The sequence below is a fragment of the Sphingomonas sanguinis NBRC 13937 genome (assembly GCF_001591005.1).
GTDB lineage: Bacteria > Pseudomonadota > Alphaproteobacteria > Sphingomonadales > Sphingomonadaceae > Sphingomonas > Sphingomonas sanguinis.
Genome location: NZ_BCTY01000063.1, coordinates 1 through 15,382, shown reverse-complemented (window position 1 = coordinate 15,382; position 15,382 = coordinate 1). Strand labels below are relative to the sequence as shown.

Below are 15,382 nucleotides of genomic sequence, written 5' to 3'. Positions count from 1 at the left end.
ATGGCAACGCCCTCAACCAACCGGTTACGGAAATGCGGGATGCGCCCGCGAAGGGCGTGACGAAAGACACGCTGTGGGGCACGGGAATCGCAAAGATATCGAGGGTATTATACGCCGGTGGCAGGGCGACCGCCTCGCCTCCCTCGGGTCCATGATACATCAGCAAACCACCCCATTCCGGCCGCCATTGCGGCGTCAGCCCCAGAACATAGGCGGCACGGCGATACTTGCCCTCCACCTTATCGTCATGCCCGGTCAGAAAATCACCGGCGTCGAAACGCGTGGCTTGCGCATCCGCGAAGTTTAAGTCGGCCATATCTGTGACGCGCCCGAGAAATTCGAGCACCGGCGCGCTGCCCATCCATTGAGCAAAGCGGTTAAGCGGATCGTCGACCTGCGCACGAACGTCGCAGTCGTCGGATACGCGCAGGCTCTCGAAGCGGAACTGAAACCCGTGCTTCGCGTCTTCGTAAACGGCGGCGTTCAGCGCTGTCCGTTTCTCGTGGGAAAATCCCTTCCGGGTTTCCCGGCTCAGCTCGAAGATGCGGTCCTTCGCATTGAGGACCTGCAACCAGTCATCACGGCCCGCCAGATGGTCGGCAAGGATTTCCGGATTTTCCAGGAAATCCACGATGCGAATGCGCCCATGAGTTCGGAAAATTTGGGCCAGCCGGTCGGTATCAAGTGCCCGATTCAGAACGAAGTCGGCTTGTGCGTTTGCCATCGACTGCATTCCCACCCCTGCTTCGTCGCGGATCATGCCAGGGGTGCGATCAGGCCTGCCTGCAAAAAGGCGTACCCCGCTCCCTCGGCTTGACCTGAGACGTATCGGACATCGAGCCAGGAGGGGAAGAGAAACATCATTCCTCGCGTTACGGCGATATCCACAGTCGGCTGGTAAAAGGATGGCGTCTTCGCACCGATCGCGCGCAGGCGAAGATTGGGGTCCTCTCCCATCGTCATGGGTAGCCTGGGGTCCTGTATCTCCAGCCTGTCGCCACCGCCCTCGCTCGGGCGGAGGATGTATAGCGCGGTCCAGAATGCATCGTAGTGAGGCGGCACCGGCATAGGGGCCCGAGCGACATGAATCGACAGCGCGACGGTCCAATCCGGCGCCTGCTGAGGCGCGCGGATATCCTGCGTGGCCCGGTTGGCCAGCGCCAACATGTGGCCGATCGCGCCCGAGGCCGCGATCGGCCACGGTGCCGCTGCCCAGCGCCCCGTCCCCAAATTCATGGAACGGCCGACATCAGAGCGTCCGGCCGCAAAAAGGGCGCCGGGCAAGGCAGCCAGTTCGGGGGATACCGGCAAGTCGTCGGCAATCAGCGGCGTGCCGAACAGCTGCTCCACCTGCATCATGGATTCGCTCCGGGTGCGCGCCGCGCGACCATGTTGATGGCGATGGATATCCGCTCGCTCCGACCAAGATAGGCCCGCACCGAGTGCCCAAGAAAGGACGGGAAGCCGATCAGAAGTCCGCTGAACGGCCGCACCCAGGTTTCCTGCTCGGCCGTCTGCCCACCCGCACCGCGATGACGCAAGGCAGGGGTACGCATGCGCAAAAAGGGCATACGCGGATCGATGAAGACGATTTCGCCGCCCAATGCCTTGTCGGACGATCCCGCATAACCGTCATCGACATAATAAACGAAGGAGAGATAGGAACCGGGATGCCAGTGTGTCTGGTTGGAACTGCCGTGAACATTGACATTGGCCCATATTTCGGGCCGCCAGACAACGGAGCGGTCGTCGTCCACGGACGTCGTCCACGCGTCACACGCCTGGGTGACCAGCGCCGCGAGACGACGGGCTGCCTCGCCGCCCCAATCGAGCATATCGATTTCGGACTGCCAGCCACCGATGTTCGACCTTTGAACCCCGGCTTCCACGCGGCGGCGGGCAGTGATCACCGCCTTCAGCTCTGAGTTGAGCGCCGCTGCATCGGCGACCGGCACGACCGCCACCGGCGTCGTGAATAACGAATGGAGCTTGGCACTCATTTCCTCCTCACCCTCAGGGCATCGACCCGGTCACCAGCAGCGGGTCGAGCTTGCGGCCCTTCCATTGCAGGCTCCAGTGGAGGTGCGGGCCGGTGGCGCGGCCCGTGGCGCCGACCGCGCCGATCGGCTGGCCTTGGCGGACATGATCGCCGACATGGACGTCGATGCGCGACAAATGGAGGAACGCGCTGTTCAGCCCCTGGCCGTGGTCGAGCATCAGGAGATGCCCCTCCAGCGTGAAGGGGCTTTCGGCCGCCAGGATGACCACGCCATCGGCGGGGGCGCGGACGATGGTGCCGGTGGTAGCGGCGATGTCGGTGCCCGAATGATAGCTGCCCGGCTCGCCGCGATAGACGCGCTGCGCCCCGAACAGGCCGGAGATGCGGCCCGTCGCCGGCCATTGCAGCGCCTGGCGCCAGCCGGTGGCGTCGGTGACTTGGGCGCGGGCGGCGCGGATCTGCGCCAGCTCGGGAGGGCGCAGCCGCTGGAATTCGGGGTCGGGGACGGGATATTTGGGCAGACGGTCCAGCCGCTCGATCCGCCAGGCACGTGGCGCGATGGTCAGGGCCTGGCGAACCAGGCGGCCGTCGGCAAAGCTTGCGACCAGTTCGGCCGACGGCCCGGCATCGCGGTCGAAACCCGCCAGGAAGGTCCCGTCCGGGGCGAGCGCCAGCGGCTCTCCGTCCAGCGTGGCCGACACCGCGCCGCTGGGTGCCTGCCCCCGGATCAGTCCGCCCTGACTCAGCTCGCCGGTCCAGCGGAAGGAGGGAGTCGAGGACGGCGACGCGACCGGCGCTGGCCCCTGCATCGCGGCCTGACCGCCGGACACGACGCCTGCGGTCAGCAGCAGCCCGGCGACCACGCCCCCTATCCTCATTGCGGGCTCAGCACCTGCGCGGTGGCGTGCGCGTCGGCATAGGCTTCCTGCCGTTCGGCACTCCAATATTTCAGGTCTTCGAGCGGGATGCGCCGCCCGGTCACCGCGCAGACGACATGATCGCCCGGCGACAGGACCCGAAAGCCATTGGCCAGATAGTGGAGCCGCGCGGGGCGATCGGTATTCGACATCAGCATGATACTACTTTCGGGTCAGAGGAGCGTCGGCTGATCCGGCTTGCCCGATTTCGGCTGGGGCTCCCGCTTGGGCTTGTCATAGGTTTTGGGGGCTGGGGGCTCAACCCCGGTCCTCCCCCCGCCGCCCTCGACCGCGACATCGACCGTGCCGTCGCGGAAACGCAGGGTCAGCGTATCGGCCGCCTTCGCCGCCTCCGCCGAGGACAGGGTCTCGCCGCCAGGCCGCGCAGTGATCCGGGCATAGCCGCGCTCCAGGATACGGTCGGGGTTGAGCGACTGGACCAGCCGCCAGGTCGAGGCCAGCCGGTCGCGCCCGCGCTCCACCTGCCGCTCCAGGATCGCGGGACGGAGCGCCGCGCCCGCCCGGTCCAGCCCGCCGCGCGCCAGCGTTACCCGGCGCTCCAGCCCGCGATCGAGCCGCGCGCCTGCCTCGTCGGCGCGCTGGCGCTGCGGGCCCAGCAGTTGGTCCCGCTTGGGCAAAAGCCGCGCCATCGCGCCCAACCGCTCGCGCCCCCGCTCGACATAGCGGCGTGCGCAGCGCTCGGCGCGCTGGCCATGGGCGGCGACGGTCAGGCGGATATCCGCGAGCACCGGCACCGCAATCTCCGCCGCCGCCGTGGGCGTGGGTGCACGCAGGTCGGCGGCATAGTCGCACAAAGTCGTATCGGTTTCATGCCCGACCGCCGAGATGATCGGGATGGAGCATTCGGCGACCGCACGCACGACAATCTCCTCGTTGAACGACCAGAGATCCTCGATCGAGCCGCCACCGCGCGCGACGATCACCAGGTCCGGGCGCGGCACCGGGCCGCCAGGCGCGATCGCATCGAAGCCCCGAATGGCGGCGGCAATCTCCTTGGCCGAGCCCTCGCCTTGCACCTTGACCGGCCAGACGATGACATGGGTCGGGCAGCGATCCTCCAGCCGGTGGAGAATGTCGCGGATCACCGCGCCGGTCGGCGAGGTGACGACGCCGATCACCGGCGGCATGAAGGGAAGCGCTTTCTTCCGATCGCGGTCGAACAGCCCCTCGCCCGCCAGCTTGGCCTTCAGCTTTTCGAGCAGCGCCATCAGCGCGCCCGCCCCCGCCAGCTCCATCCGCTCGACGACGATCTGGTATTTCGACCGGCCAGGGAAGGTCGTCAGGCGGCCGGTGGCGATCACCTCCACCCCGTCCTGCGGCTGGAAAGGAAGGGTATTCGCCGCGCCCTTCCACATCACCGCGTCGATGACCGCATTCTCGTCCTTCAGGCTCATATAGACATGGCCCGAGGTGGCGCGCTTATAGCCCGAAATCTCGCCGCGCAGGCGGACATGGCCGAACTCGCCCTCCACCATCCGCTTCAGCTTCAGGCTGAGTTCGCCCACCGACAGCGCGAGCGCGTTGTCGCCGGCGATCTCCTCGGCTACCAGCCTCGCACTGTCGTCATAGGGATAAGGATCGGGCATGAACGTCCTGCTGCTGGGATCGGGTGGCCGCGAACATGCGCTGGCATGGAAGCTGGCACAGTCGAACGGGTTAGATACGCTCTACGCCGCGCCCGGCAACCCCGGTATCGCCGCGCATGCGACCTGTGTCGGCCTGAACGCGACCGATCACGCCGCCGTCGTGACGTTCGTGAAGGATCACGCCATCGGCCTGGTCGTGGTCGGCCCCGAAGCGCCGCTGGTCGATGGCCTGGCCGATTCGCTTCGCGCCGAGGGCATTCCGGTGTTCGGGCCGAGCAAGGCCGCCGCACAGCTGGAGGGCTCGAAGGGCTTCACCAAGGATCTGTGCCGCCGGGCCGACATCCCGACCGCCGGTTATGTCCGTGTGAACACGCTGGCGGAGGCGCAAGCCGCGCTGGCGACCACCTTCGGCCTGCCCGTCGTCATCAAGGCCGATGGCCTGGCGGCGGGCAAGGGCGTGACCGTTGCCTTCACCAAGGCCGAGGCCGAGGGCGCGATCACCGACCTCTTCTCGGTGCCGGGTGCCGAAGTCGTTATCGAGGAATTCCTGGAGGGTGAAGAGGCGAGCCTGTTCGTCCTGACCGATGGCGAGGCGCTCCTGCCCTTCGGCTCGGCCCAGGACCACAAGCGGGTCGGCGACGGCGATACCGGCCCCAATACCGGCGGCATGGGCGCCTACAGCCCCGCGCGCGTCCTGACTCCCGAGCTGGAGCAACAGGCGATCGACCGGATCGTGCGGCCTACGGTCGACACGCTGCGCGCCGAGGGGACGCCCTTCTCCGGCGTGCTCTATGCCGGGCTGATGCTGACGGCGCAGGGCCCCAAGCTGATCGAATATAACGCCCGGTTCGGCGATCCCGAATGCCAGGTGCTGATGCTGCGCTTCCAAGGTGACCTGCTGGCGGTGATGCTGGCAGTGGCCGAGGGGCGGCTGGCCGAAATCCCTGCGCCCGCCTTCTCGCAGGCCCCCGCGCTGACCGTCGTGATGGCGGCGGCGGGTTATCCCGGCACGCCCAAGGCGGGCGGCGCCATCGATGCGATCGACGCTGCCGAGGCGACCGGCGCGGTGGTATTCCAGGCTGGCACGAAGATGCAGGGCGAGCAGCTGGTCGCCAGCGGCGGCCGCGTACTGGCCGTCACCGCCAGCGCCGCCACGGTCGGCGAGGCGCAGGCCGCCGCCTATCGTGCGGTCGACGCCATCCGCTTCCCCGATGGTTTCTGCCGCCGCGACATCGGCTGGCGCGAGATCGCACGCGAAGCGGGAACTCCGGCCTGATCCGATCGATTGGGCTCGCGATCGGGGCTTGCGGACAATGTGGGGAACAATAGGGTAACGCCATGAACGACACGACCGCAGCAACGGCGGAAAGCCTGATCCCCGACGGCGTGGCCACGATCACGACCATTCATTTCATCCTGCTCGCGATCGTCGCGGTGGCGGCGATTGCCGTCATCCTGATCGGGATGCGCCTCAAGCATCGCCGCACCCATGCCGCGCGCCAGGTGGAGGAGAATGCGCAGGAGGCCGGGCTGTCGGTCCGCCAGCCCGATAGCGCGCCGCTCAGCGAGGCGTCGCTGACCGAACGCCCGGAAGCCCCACAATCAGCACCAGCGCCCGCACCGTCACCCGCACCGGTTCCGACTCTGGCGGCCCCTCCGCCTCCGGTCATGCCCGCCCCCGCGACGCCCGAGGAAACGGCGGTGGTCGAGGAACCGCTGAACGACGAACCAGTCGCCGCCGCCGCACCAATGGCCGCCAGCCCCGCCGCCGAAGCCTCCGCCGCCCCGGCCGATGCGACCCGGCCCGAGGATCAGCCGATCACGCTGCTCAAGGGCCTGGGCCCCAAGCTGACCCAGAAGCTGGCCGAACATGGCATCACCACGGTCGGCGACATGGCCGCGCTCAGCGAAACGCAGGCCCAGGCGCTCGACGCGCAGCTTGGGGCCTTTTCGGGCCGCATGGCGCGCGACCGCTGGCTGGAACAGGCCCGGCTGCTGGCGGCGGGCGACCGCGCCGGGTTCGAGGCGGTGTTCGGTCGGCTTTGACGGAACGGCGCTTGTCCTGACCGGTTGAGGCACGATGACGACGCTCGATCCCCGAACCACCGCGCTGATCCTCATCGACCTGCAACAGGGCATCGTGCCGCGTGCCGAGGGGCCCCGCTCGGGCGGGGAGGTGGTGGCGACGGGCAAGGCGCTGGCCGACCGCTTCCGCGCGGCGGGCGCGCCAGTCGTGCTGGTCCATGTCGGCTTCACGTCCGACACGATGCCCAGCCAGACGGTCGACCGGCCCAGCCTGCCCGCAGAGGGCACCCCGCCCGAGTTCAGCGAACTGGTCCCAGACCTGCGGCAGCCTAGCGATATCGTCGTGCTCAAGCATCATTGGGGCGCCTTCACCGGCACCGACCTGGACCTGCAGCTCCGGCGGCGCGGCGTGCGCACGGTGGTGATCGCGGGCATTGCGACGAACATGGGCGTCGAATCGACCGCGCGTTCGGCTTGGGAACTGTCCTATGACGTGGTCATCGCCGAGGACGCCTGCGCCTCGCGCTCGACCGAACTGCACGCCTTCACTATCGAACACATCCTCCCGCTGATCTCGCGGGTCGTGGTGTCGCAGGATATACATTTGCGGGTGTAACGGTGGCCCGTTTGTCATGGTATGGTCTTGTAAAAACGGCCTATGCCATTCATGAATAATGGCGATGTCGTCTTATCGCACCAGCGTTGCCGTGTTCGATGTTCCAAGCCATTGGCAGGATCAATCGATAATTGCGTTTCGTTTGCCTGCGGCGCCCGGCAGCGACAATGATGCAAGCTTTGTCCTGACCAAGGATACAAGCAAAGGTGTTAGGTCATTTTCCGAATATTTTGACGAGCAAGCTGGAAAGGTCAGCCGCGCTCTACCGCGCTATCGCGAACTGCGTCGCGAATTATTCCAAGCCAATGAATGCGATGCGGCTTGGCTGGAATTCCAGTTCGAGAAAGATGGACGCGCCATGCAGTTGCGTCAGATTTATTATGACCGTGGATTCATGGCCGTCATTTGTACGCTCACCGCGCCACCCGCCGCGATCGGCTTTTACGAAGATGAATGGCGGCGAGTGATGGCCAGTATCGTGTTCGATCCGCCTCCGGCTTCACCCAATTTTCCACGGCCATAATGACCGGACTGTTGTGATACCATGGTGATGGAGCCCGCAGCCCGCGTCGAAGACGAGATCGCGCATGGCTTTGGTATGATGGGAATGGTGGGCGGGGCGCTGGTCGGCGTGGCGGCAGGGGTCGCCGTCGTGACCGCGATCAGCCTCACGGGCGGACTGGCCGGCGTCGTGATCGCAGGTGCCGTCGCGGGTGGTGGCTTGGCGGGGGACCAGATCGTGTCCGGTTTGGAGACGATCTTCGACCTGCCGGAACCTACCACAGGCACCTTGGCGATCGGCTCGCACAACGTCTTCGTGAACAGCCGGGCCGCGATATGTGCCGAATTTTCCAGTGCGTCAGGATGCACCGGTCTGCCGCTCAACCATCCGCCATGGTTCGGATCAATCTTGGTCCGGGAAGGCTCGGCCACGGTACTCATCAACGGCCAGCCAGCTTCGCGCCTCAAGTCGATGCTGACGTGCGGTGCACATATCAAGACAGCTTCGCCCAATGTCATTATCGGCGGAGAGACGATTCGCACCGGTTTCATCTTCGACCTCGAATCTTGGACGCGCACCGGACTTCAGATTCTTGGCGTCGGCGCGCTGGTAGGCGGCGGGGTGTTCGCCGCTATGGCAGGTGCGGCAGCATTTGGCAGCTTCGCTGCGGTCGGGTTGCTGGGCTTTGCCGGGATGGAAGGCGTCGGCATGATCGGAGATGCCATCGGCCCCGGCTATCGCGACCTGTTGCAGGGCCTAGTGGGCATGGGAATGGTCGTGGCCGGTCCCAAATTGGCCAAGGTTGGGCGCAATCTGGCTATCGCCGACGACACACGTCCCCAGACTGAGCGCGACCTAGCCGAAATGATGCAGCGCGCACCCGCCGCCAAACAGGAGATTGACGGCATCGCCGATGACATCGCGACAAAGGTTGGCGGCCGCGTTGCCAAGGCACCGATCAAATCGGAGGCACGGGCGTTGGAAAAGATCAACAACGACTATGATGGCGACGCATCGCGTATCAAGGATTTGGCACGCAATACGATCATCGTGCCCAAGGAACGCATTCCCGACGCCACTGCGATGCTTCGTGACCGTGGCGTCACTATCAAGGAGATCACGCCGTCCCAGGAGTCTTTGGGTTATTCGGGCATCAATGGCACGATGAAAACCCAGTCGGGTATTACGGGCGAAATCCAGGTAAATTCACCCGAAATGATCTATGCCAAGGAAAGTCCCGCGAACGCCCGTGCGATTCTGGGCGACGAAACCTATAACGACATTGCCAATCGCGTCGGCGTCCCCGGCGGTCGGGGCCATGCCCTATACGAGGATTATCGCTCGCTGCCGCCGTCTGACCCGACTCGGGAGGGCATCGCGCAGGAAAGCATGGAGTATTACGATCATGTCAGGGGACGATGAAAGGGGTGTGCCGTCCGATGCCTTTCGCAAAGGTGAGGACGTGTACCTTATTTATAATTTCGAGGACGTCGCCTTTCATTGGGAGAATGCATCCGGCCGGGTGTTCCGGCGGTTCAAGGGCACCGGGCGTGAAAGCGAGACGGTTCATTCCAATCGCCTTTTCACGGACGCTCAAATCGGCGGTCGGTTGGGAACGAGAGAGGAATATGAACGGTACTGACGTTGCAAATCCGTTAGACGACGCAATCCGGCTTGCTGTTGATACGCATCGGGGTCAACTCGACAAAGCCGGGGCACCCTATATCCTTCATCCCCTCCGAGTAATGGCAACGCAGCCGGATGAACCAAGGCGGATCGCGGCCGTCCTCCATGACGTGGTCGAGGATTGCGGTATCCCCCTCGAAACCATTGCCCATCATTTCGGCATGCTCGTCGCCGAAGCTGTAGACGCACTGACCAAGCGAGAGGATGAGGATTATGACGCGTTCATCACGCGCTGTGCGCGCAATCCGATCGGACGAGACGTGAAGCGCGCGGACATCTTGGACAATCTTGACCTGTCGCGCCTGCCCGTAGTGACCGAAAGGGACGAAGTCCGCGCCGCCAAATATCAACGCGCACTCGCGCAACTTGACGCGACGAGCGCCCCTAGGCCGCGCTGACCAGCAGCTTGTCGATCCGCCGCCCGTCGAGGTCGACCACCTCGAAGCGCCAGCCCTGTTCGACGAAGCTCTCGCCCTCGCCAGGCAGGTGGCGGAACACCGCGAGCGCCAGGCCCGCCACGGTCGCATAGTCGCGGTCGTCGGGCAGGTCGATGCCCAGCCGGTCGGCCAGCGCGTCAGCCGCCATCGTGCCCGCCACCAGCAGCGATCCGTCCTCGCGCTCGACCACCGAGGGCGCTTCGCCCGGTTCGGCGTCGGAGGCGAATTCGCCTGCGATCGCGGCCAGCAGGTCGGCCGGGGTCACGATCCCCTCGAAATGGCCGTATTCGTCGTGGATCAGCGCCATCGGCACCTCGGCCTGGCGCAATGCCAGCAGCACGTCCATCGCATCGATCCGGTCGATCACGACGGGCGCCTTGCGCATCAGCTGCTTGAGGTCGAGCGCATCGCCCCGGAACAGAGCCATGGCGATATCGCGCGCCTGGACCACGCCGACCACCGCGTCGATCGAGCCTTCCCCGACGGGCAGGCGGGTGCGCGGGCTTTCGAGCAGCTTGGCGCGAATCGCTTCGTCATCCAGCGTGCAGTCCAGCCAGTCGATCTCGGTCCGTGGTGTCATCACCTCGCGCACCGGCCGGTCGGCCAGGCGGACGACGCCCGAGATGATCGAGCGTTCATGCTCCTCGATCACGCCCGACTTGGACGCCTCGGCGACGATCAGGTGCAGTTCCTCGGCGGTCACCTGATCCTCGTTATCGCGGTTCAGGCCGAGCAGCTTGAAGATGATGCCGCTGGTCGAATCGAGCACCCAGACGATCGGCGCGGTGCCGACCGCCAGCCAGCGCATCGGCACCGCGACGAACGCCGCAATCGGCTCGGGCTTGCGTAGCGCGAACTGCTTGGGGACCAGTTCGCCCAGGATCAGCGAGGCATAGGTGGTCAGCCCGATGACCAAAGCAAAGCCCAACGTCGCGGCGGTCGAGGGCGATACGCCCAGCGCTTCCAGCCGCGCCGCCGTCGGCGTACCCAGGCTGGCGCCGGAATAGGCGCCCGCGATGATGCCGGTCAGGGTGATACCGATCTGGACGGTCGACAGGAACTTGCCCGGATCGGCGGCCAGGGTCAGCGCGGCCTGCGCGCCGCTACGCCCGCTCCGCGCCATCGCCTCCAAGCGGGCGCGCCTGGACGACACGATCGCCAGTTCGCTCATCGCGAACGCCCCGTTCAGCGCGACAAGCGCGAGGATGATGAGGACGTCGATCCACGGAAAGGGGGGCAGCGGTGCCATTGTTGTCTGGTGCTCATAGCGGGACGGAAGGGCCTTCGACAACTCCCGTCGTCATGTTCCGTTCAGTTCACCTGCGGAACAAGGCGGTCCGACGCGGCGTTCCGGGGGTCGAGACGCCGTCAAACATTAACAAGGATCATGTTTATGCGCCTGTCCTCGAAGTTCCTCACCGCCGCCGCGCTGTCGGCACTGGTCGTCACCTCGGCCTGCACCACTGACCCGGAAACCGGCCAGCAGCGCCTGTCCAAGGCCGCGATCGGCGGCATCGGCGGCGCGGTCGGCGGTTATCTGCTGGGCGATCTGGTCGGCGGTCGGCGCGACCGCACCGAAAAGATCCTGGGGGCTGGCATCGGCGGCCTCGCCGGTGCGGGCATCGGCGCCTATATGGACAAGCAGGAGCGCGACCTGCGCGCCCGCACCGCAGGCACCGATGTGCAGGTGGTTCGCCAGGGCGACGACCTGCTGCTGAACCTGCCCTCGGGCATCACCTTCGCGTACAACTCGTCGCAGGTGCAGCCGCAGTTCCGCCAGACGCTGGACCAGGTCGCCGACATCCTGTCGCAGTATAAGCAGACCTATATCGACGTGTACGGCCACACCGATTCGACCGGCAGCGATGCGTATAATCAGCGCCTGTCCGAACAGCGTGCCGTGTCGGTCGCCGACTATCTGGCCTCCCGCGGGGTGCAGCCCGCCCGCATCGGCACGCGCGGCTTCGGCAAGTCGCAGCCGATCGCGTCCAACGACACCGAGGAAGGCCGCGCCGCCAACCGCCGCGTCGAGATCAAGATCGTCCCGATCCGCGAGGGCGACCTGCGCTGATCGTTCTGTGATCCGCAAATGTGGGAAAGGGGCTCGGGCGGGATGCCGTCCGGGGCCCTTCTCTTTATGAGAAGCCGCTACCCGCTCTTATGGATAAGGATGCGTGCAAAGCCTTCGGCGAGTGATGGCGGCTCGAACTGTCGGGCGACGGACAGGATGGCGGCCGCCGGTACGATCTGATCAGCGGGGCGGCGTGCATTGCGGTCCAGGGCCATGGCGACCGGCGTATCGATCCACACCGCCTCGATCGGTATGCCTGCTCGCTTCGCGATAACGATGACCCTAGCCCGGTGGCGAATGCCGGGCAGGGCTGCGTCGAAGTAGACGGTCGCCTGACACACAGGCTGGGAAGCGATCCAACTGGTCTTGCCCGAACCCTGAATCCCGCAAACCAGAATGAGCCGCTCAGGCCGGGGGCTGCGCGACAAGGCCTGTTCCAGCGCCGCATAGGACCATGCCCATGCGGCTTCGTTCCGCTCGGCCGTCCAAACCCGCCCGTTCTCGGTTTCCAGAAAGTCGTCGGGGTTGATGATGATCCGATCACGTGCCGACATCCCCGGACGCTTCCGTTAACGCCGTGCCGTAAAGAAGTCGCGGAGCAGACCGGCCGCCTCGCCTTCTCCGATGCCCGCGTAGATATCGGGCCGGTGGTGGCAGGTCGGTTGTGCGAAGAAGCGCGGGCCATGTTCGACCGCGCCGCCCTTGGGATCGCTGGCCCCATAATAGAGCCGGGCGATTCGGGCATGGGCGATGGCACCGGCACACATGGCACAGGGCTCCAGCGTGACCCACAGGTCGCAATCCTCCAGCCGGTCGCGGCCCAGCAGATTGGCGGCGGCACGAATCGCCTGAATTTCGGCATGCGCGGTCGGATCGTGCAGGCGGCGCGGGGCATTGGCGCCCGTCGCGATGATCGCTCCATCGCGCACCACCACCGCGCCCACCGGGACCTCGCCTGCCGCAGCAGCCTGGGCAGCGACGTCGAGCGCGGCGCGCATCGGGGCTGGGAGCGGGAACATCGCCCCTCCCTGCCCCGCGTCGATGACGGGGGCAAGGGGGGCGAATCGAGCCGTGTTACTGAGCGTTATCGGCGGGCTTCTCGACCGTCACCGTCGGCACTTCGACGGTCTTCTGGGTGGTGCCGACCGACACCTTGGGCCCTTCGGCGCGGAAGGTCGGGGCCTGGACCACGGCGGGTCGGGTCTGGTCGATGCTGATCCAGCCCATCGCCATGGCACCCGCGGCCAGCAGAAGGACGATGCCGAGTAGGACAAGAAAGGCACGCATGGCTCTGGCTCCCAAAGGTTCGTGCCCGTAACAACGCCGCATCCGAGCGCCCGGTTGCACGGCTTTGATGGGTGTCCCGATGGGGAATCGGTTGACGAAGCCGCCAGGACGGGGTATCCGCGCGGCCTTTCCGGGCAATGCCTGAAACCAGGATAACGATCATGTCGCGCATCTGCGAGCTGACCGGCAAGGGCCGGCAGGTGGGGAACAACGTTTCTCACGCCAACAACAAGACCAAGCGTACGTTCCTGCCGAACCTGCAGAACGTCACGCTGATTTCCGACGCGCTGGAAAAGAGTGTCCGTCTTCGCGTTTCGACCCACGGCCTGCGCTCGGTCGAGCACAATGGCGGCCTCGACAACTGGCTGGTCAAGACCTCGGACGAACAGCTTTCGCTGCGCGTGCGTCGCCTGAAGCGCGACGTCGTGAAGAAGCTGGCCGCCGCCAAGACCGAAGCCGCCGCCGCGTAATTCGCGAAAGGCTGGTTGACGGGTTGAAGCCCGCCGCTCCCCGGAGCGGCGGGTTTTCGTCGTTGGGCATCCGGGGCAGGTAGAACCGTCGCCCAGCGAATCAGCGTGCCGCGGCTTCCGGGTCGAGTCGAAACTTCAACAGATAGCTGTGCTGCCAGATCGACTGGTTGTCGTCCGACACCAGCCACAGGATCGTCTCGCCCGCTTCGCGCGTGACGGCCACTCCTTCGAAATTGTCGTGGATCAACGGCGAATCGAGTTCCACCAGCAATCGCCCGTGCGCCACGCGACCGGGCACGATGTGCGCGGCCGGGACCAGCATAATCCGATTCGAGAAGTGATAGGGCAGTCGGAAGCGCCGCTCGACCACCACCAGCGATCCGTCGGGGAGCGCGGCGGCATCGGCGACGTCGAAATGCGGCGACACGCGATAGGCGAAACGTCGGACGTGCCCGTTTAGCGGATCGCCGGGGAAAATCAGCCCCTGCCGACTGTCGCGCCGTGATGCCTCGCCTCCCCGCCAGAGTCGCCGCTCGACCTCGGCGACCTCAGAAATGACCACGAATCGGCCATCGGGCATCCGGGCCATGGATTCGGCGCCACCATTGCCGGGCCAGTTTTCCATGGCGCGTGGTGCCACATGGCCCTCCGCCCGGGCAAAATCGGGGGCATAGCGCCAGATCTGGTTGAAATTCTCGAACCCGACCCAAAGCTGCCCGGTGCGCGGATCGACCGCCAGCGATTCGCTGTCGCGATCCGACTTCATCCACCCTATCGAGGGCCCGGCTGGCAGATTGTCGAAGCGCCACCCCTGCGGCCGCCAGTCCGCCCCCATGCGAAAGCGCAGGATATTGCCGCCGTCGCTGAGCAGCGTGAAACGGTCGCCGGTCACATACAGCGATGAATAGCCGCCAAAGGCAGGCGACCGGCTCGCCAGGGTGATTCCGCCTAGATAGGTCAAGGCCCCCACCCGACGCTGTGCCGGGTCATGCGGGTTCAGATCGACCCGGCGCACTGATACGGGCGGAGCCCCCTCGAACAAGGGCAGACGTTGCTCACCCGCCCATCCCGGCACCAGGGCCCATATCAGCAAGCAGAGCAGGAGGACGCGCATGGCCGCCTCATACGCGTTGCGGCGCAGCACGACAGCCCCCCCAAGCCCGCTCTCAAGGCGCGCCCGCTTGCGGGATACTCCACCTGAACGGCGGATAACCGCGACATTCAGGAAACGCTCAACGCGAATCATCCAGAAGCAGATCAACGACGACGGAAGGGACCGTCGATCGAGACGAGTTTCGGGAGTGAGACCATGATGAAGACCCTGACCCTGGCGGCGACCACCCTGGCGATGATCGGCGGCGCTGTCCTGCCCGCCACCGCTGCGGATGCGCACCGCTATCGCCGGGCACATCATTCGGACCGTTATTATCGCGGCTATAACGACGGCGCGCGGGCGGAGTATCAGGCCAGCAAGTGCCGCCGTTCGGGCACCACCGGCACGATCGTCGGCGCGGTGGCGGGCGGCCTGCTGGGCCGGACCATCGATACCGATGGCGACCGCACGCTGGGCACGCTGATCGGCGGCGGCGCGGGCGCGCTGGCGGGCCGGGCGATCGAACGGTCGGGCCGTCCGGGCTATTGCCGCTAAACAGTTAGGGCGGGCGGAGCCTGTATCTGCCCCACCCGCCCCAGTTTTCTCGCGTAGCGTATCGAGGACGGAACGCCGATCTCCCACCGGAGGTCGGCGTTCTTGCCGTCAGAAACA

General features: G+C 65.9%; 21 protein-coding genes. 10 read left to right on the top strand and 11 right to left on the bottom strand.

All coding sequences use genetic code 11. The features are described from left to right. From SSA01S_RS17120 to xseA, 6 genes are all read right to left on the bottom strand, one after another. Window positions 1-760, bottom strand: a 760-nt coding sequence (locus SSA01S_RS17120; protein ID WP_240954531.1) for a 2OG-Fe(II) oxygenase, incomplete at its 3' end; no start/stop codon positions are given. After that, window positions 757-1,359: a 2OG-Fe(II) oxygenase family protein gene (locus SSA01S_RS17115; RefSeq protein ID WP_061781357.1), complete on the bottom strand. Its 603-nt coding sequence runs from the start codon at window positions 1,357-1,359 to the stop codon at window positions 757-759. The genes SSA01S_RS17120 and SSA01S_RS17115, both read right to left, overlap by 4 nt. After that, window positions 1,356-2,000 carry a TIGR02466 family protein gene (locus SSA01S_RS17110; protein WP_061781356.1) on the bottom strand — a complete coding sequence of 215 codons (645 nt, stop codon included), beginning with the start codon at window positions 1,998-2,000 and terminating at the stop codon, window positions 1,356-1,358. The genes SSA01S_RS17115 and SSA01S_RS17110 overlap by 4 nt, the downstream gene beginning before the upstream one ends. Before the next feature lie 13 nt (window positions 2,001-2,013). Further along, window positions 2,014-2,877: a M23 family metallopeptidase gene (locus SSA01S_RS17105; protein ID WP_061781355.1), complete on the bottom strand. Its 864-nt coding sequence runs from the start codon at window positions 2,875-2,877 to the stop codon at window positions 2,014-2,016. Then, on the bottom strand, window positions 2,874-3,074 hold the full coding sequence (locus SSA01S_RS17100; RefSeq protein ID WP_058731971.1) for a DUF2093 domain-containing protein: 201 nt from the start codon (window positions 3,072-3,074) through the stop codon (window positions 2,874-2,876). The genes SSA01S_RS17105 and SSA01S_RS17100 overlap by 4 nt, the downstream gene beginning before the upstream one ends. 15 nt (window positions 3,075-3,089) lie before the next feature. Next, entirely contained in the window at window positions 3,090-4,523 is a 1,434-nt protein-coding gene (gene xseA / locus SSA01S_RS17095) for an exodeoxyribonuclease VII large subunit (RefSeq protein ID WP_061781354.1), read from the bottom strand. On the opposite strand from xseA, the gene purD reads away from it, so the two are divergent. The 7 genes from purD to SSA01S_RS19275 all read left to right on the top strand — a co-directional run bounded on the left by purD (window position 4,522) and on the right by SSA01S_RS19275 (window position 9,750). Then, on the top strand, window positions 4,522-5,799 hold the full coding sequence (purD, locus tag SSA01S_RS17090; protein WP_061781353.1) for a phosphoribosylamine--glycine ligase: 1,278 nt from the start codon (window positions 4,522-4,524) through the stop codon (window positions 5,797-5,799). The genes xseA and purD overlap by 2 nt on opposite strands. A gap of 62 nt (window positions 5,800-5,861) precedes the next feature. Beyond that, entirely contained in the window at window positions 5,862-6,569 is a 708-nt protein-coding gene (locus tag SSA01S_RS17085; protein WP_061781352.1) for a helix-hairpin-helix domain-containing protein, read from the top strand. A gap of 34 nt (window positions 6,570-6,603) precedes the next feature. After that, window positions 6,604-7,164: a hydrolase gene (locus SSA01S_RS17080; RefSeq protein ID WP_061781351.1), complete on the top strand. Its 561-nt coding sequence runs from the start codon at window positions 6,604-6,606 to the stop codon at window positions 7,162-7,164. A gap of 58 nt (window positions 7,165-7,222) precedes the next feature. After that, entirely contained in the window at window positions 7,223-7,687 is a 465-nt protein-coding gene (locus SSA01S_RS17075; protein ID WP_061781350.1) for a DcrB-related protein, read from the top strand. Between the two features lie 27 nt (window positions 7,688-7,714). Next, window positions 7,715-9,088 carry a PAAR domain-containing protein gene (locus SSA01S_RS17070; RefSeq protein WP_240954532.1) on the top strand — a complete coding sequence of 458 codons (1,374 nt, stop codon included), beginning with the start codon at window positions 7,715-7,717 and terminating at the stop codon, window positions 9,086-9,088. Further along, a complete protein-coding gene (locus SSA01S_RS19660; protein ID WP_061781348.1) occupies window positions 9,072-9,308 on the top strand; it encodes a hypothetical protein in 237 nt (78 codons plus the stop codon). Before SSA01S_RS17070 ends, SSA01S_RS19660 begins: the two co-directional genes overlap by 17 nt. Further along, a complete protein-coding gene (locus SSA01S_RS19275) occupies window positions 9,295-9,750 on the top strand; it encodes an HD domain-containing protein (protein WP_082795161.1) in 456 nt (151 codons plus the stop codon). Before SSA01S_RS19660 ends, SSA01S_RS19275 begins: the two co-directional genes overlap by 14 nt. Here SSA01S_RS19275 and SSA01S_RS17055 read toward each other — a convergent pair. Next, window positions 9,737-11,038, bottom strand: a complete 1,302-nt coding sequence (locus SSA01S_RS17055; protein WP_061781346.1) for a hemolysin family protein — start codon at window positions 11,036-11,038, stop codon at window positions 9,737-9,739. The two genes, SSA01S_RS19275 and SSA01S_RS17055, sit on opposite strands and share 14 nt — an antisense overlap. Window positions 11,039-11,182: 144 nt before the next feature. On the opposite strand from SSA01S_RS17055, the gene SSA01S_RS17050 reads away from it, so the two are divergent. Continuing rightward, window positions 11,183-11,860 (top strand): YiaD family glycine zipper/OmpA-like lipoprotein, encoded by a 678-nt coding sequence (locus SSA01S_RS17050; protein WP_061781359.1) that lies wholly within the window; start codon window positions 11,183-11,185, stop codon window positions 11,858-11,860. A 77-nt stretch (window positions 11,861-11,937) separates the two neighbouring features. On the opposite strand, the gene SSA01S_RS17045 is transcribed toward SSA01S_RS17050, so the two are convergent. From SSA01S_RS17045 to SSA01S_RS17035, 3 genes are all read right to left on the bottom strand, one after another. Then, a complete protein-coding gene (locus SSA01S_RS17045) occupies window positions 11,938-12,414 on the bottom strand; it encodes an AAA family ATPase (RefSeq protein WP_061781345.1) in 477 nt (158 codons plus the stop codon). 15 nt (window positions 12,415-12,429) lie between these two features. Further along, on the bottom strand, window positions 12,430-12,858 hold the full coding sequence (locus SSA01S_RS17040; RefSeq protein ID WP_061781344.1) for a nucleoside deaminase: 429 nt from the start codon (window positions 12,856-12,858) through the stop codon (window positions 12,430-12,432). Between the two features lie 76 nt (window positions 12,859-12,934). Continuing rightward, on the bottom strand, window positions 12,935-13,147 hold the full coding sequence (locus SSA01S_RS17035) for a hypothetical protein (protein ID WP_058751054.1): 213 nt from the start codon (window positions 13,145-13,147) through the stop codon (window positions 12,935-12,937). Window positions 13,148-13,308: 161 nt separating this feature from the next. Between SSA01S_RS17035 and rpmB the strand changes: the two genes are divergently transcribed. Further along, entirely contained in the window at window positions 13,309-13,617 is a 309-nt protein-coding gene (gene rpmB / locus SSA01S_RS17030) for a 50S ribosomal protein L28 (protein WP_058717201.1), read from the top strand. 100 nt (window positions 13,618-13,717) lie between these two features. Here rpmB and SSA01S_RS17025 read toward each other — a convergent pair whose 3' ends face one another. Next, window positions 13,718-14,761: an esterase-like activity of phytase family protein gene (locus SSA01S_RS17025; protein ID WP_244885700.1), complete on the bottom strand. Its 1,044-nt coding sequence runs from the start codon at window positions 14,759-14,761 to the stop codon at window positions 13,718-13,720. A gap of 165 nt (window positions 14,762-14,926) precedes the next feature. Here SSA01S_RS17025 and SSA01S_RS17020 point away from each other — a divergent pair, with 165 nt between their 5' ends. Beyond that, a complete protein-coding gene (locus tag SSA01S_RS17020) occupies window positions 14,927-15,265 on the top strand; it encodes a glycine zipper 2TM domain-containing protein (protein WP_058717199.1) in 339 nt (112 codons plus the stop codon). Window positions 15,266-15,382 lie beyond the last annotated feature (117 nt).